This window comes from Streptomyces sp. NRRL B-24085, from assembly GCF_001282115.1.
Taxonomy (GTDB): Bacteria; Actinomycetota; Actinomycetes; order Streptomycetales; family Streptomycetaceae; genus Streptomyces.
In genome coordinates this window covers 1-1,602 of the sequence record NZ_LJBR01000571.1, presented here as the reverse complement: position 1 = coordinate 1,602, position 1,602 = coordinate 1, and the positions used below count along the sequence as shown (strand labels likewise).

Genomic DNA, 1,602 nt, shown 5'->3' with positions numbered 1-1,602 from the left:
AGCGGGAACGTTTCGCTCGTCCCCTCTGCATCGCCTTGCCTCTGCCATGCCCCGTGTCCCACCACGGGTGTGACGCGAAAGGACGACGTGCGCCGTGTCCCTGCTTCCGCTCGAAGGGCCCCGGCTCCGCTCCCGGTCGGCGTCCCGGCCCCCGCTCCCGCCGGTTCCCGCCGCTCGCTGTCCCGTCTCACCCGCCGCCTGCTCACCGTGCTCCCCCTCCTGCTCATCGGCGTCTGGGCGGTGCTGGACTGGCGTGCCCTGTCCGCGGGCACCGCGCGACTGGCCTCGGCCGACCCGGGCTGGCTGCTCGTCGGGTTCCTCTTCACCTGCCTGGGCTGGCTCTCCGCCTCCGTCGTACGGCAGGGCGCGCTGCCCGAGCGGCTGCCGCCGGGGCTGCTGGTGGCCTCGCAGTTCGCCGCCGGTGCCGCCAACCACGTACTGCCGGCGAGCCTCGGCGCCCACGCCGTCACCCTGCGCTTCCTCCAGGGGCAGGGCGTGCCGCTGGCCCGGGCCACCGCCTCGCTCGCCCTGTACTCGCTGGTCAGGCCGATCGCCAAGACCCTCGTGCTGATCGGTTTCGTGGTCGCGCTGCCCGATCTGCTGCGGCTCGGCGATCTCGTCCCGGACCGGCGCATGCTGTTCCTGCCCCTGGTGGCCGCGGGACTCGGACTCGCTGCCACCCTCCTGCTGGTGACCCTGGTCCGCCCGCTGCGCCGACCGGCGGTCGGGTTCGTGCGCACCGCCCTCACCGACGCCCGCAGGCTGCACACCATGCCCAGCCGGATCCTCGCCCTGTGGGGCGGCGCGGCCGCCGCGCCGCTGCTCCAGGCGAGCGTGATCCACGCGGTCGGCGCCTCGCTGGGGGTGACGCTGTCCTGGGCGCAGGTCGCGTTCGCGTACCTCGCCGCGAGCAGTGCGGTGGGCTCCGTGCCCGCGCCCGGCGGCATCGGGCCGGTGGACGCGGCCATGGTCTTCACCCTCGCCGTCTACGGCGTCCCGGTGAGCGTCGGGACCGCGACTCTGATCGGCTACCGCGTCCTGACGGTGTGGCTGCCCCTGCTGCCCGGGGTGCTGTGCATGTCGGCACTGGTGCACCGGAAGGTCCTGTGAGCAGAGCAGTGCCCCCTTGAGGGTGCCGCGCGCGTGCCCGGGCGCACGCCCGCCGGTCCCTCCTCCTCGACCGCCTCCGGTTCCCCGGTGATCACGCGGGCGTCGGTCCCGCCGGTCCCGGACGACTGGACGGCCGTCCGACGCGGCCGGTCCCGCTCCGGCGACCGTAGAGCCGCTCGTCCAGGTGGGCGGCGACCGCGGCGGGCGTCGGGTGGTCCCGGACCAGGGTGGCCGGGAGCCGCAGCCCGGTCCGGAGACCGAGCCGGTGCCCCAGGGCCATCGCTCCCGTGGAGGTGAGCCCGAGATCGGCGAAGGCGGCCTGGGGATCGATCGCGGCGGCATCGGTGACAGGCGCCTCACGGCTGGGAGGCGAAGGGGCGATCGCGCGCGGGACACCGGGGACGGCCGGGACAGAAGCGAGACCGGCCCCGCCGACTCCGCCGGCACCGCCGAGGCCGCCGGCCTCGCCCGACCCGGCGGAGTCGGCGGGGC

General features: G+C 75.8%; 2 protein-coding genes. One reads left to right on the top strand and one right to left on the bottom strand.

Annotation, left to right across the window (positions count from 1 at the left end):
* The first annotated feature begins 87 nt into the window (after window positions 1-87).
* Window positions 88-1,110, top strand: coding sequence for a lysylphosphatidylglycerol synthase transmembrane domain-containing protein (locus AOJ26_RS39675; RefSeq protein ID WP_053853196.1), 1,023 nt, complete (start codon window positions 88-90; stop codon window positions 1,108-1,110).
* Window positions 1,111-1,201: 91 nt separating this feature from the next.
* Here AOJ26_RS39675 and AOJ26_RS39670 read toward each other — a convergent pair.
* The coding region (locus AOJ26_RS39670; protein WP_159044513.1) for an acyl carrier protein at window positions 1,202-1,602 on the bottom strand (401 nt) is incomplete at its 5' end.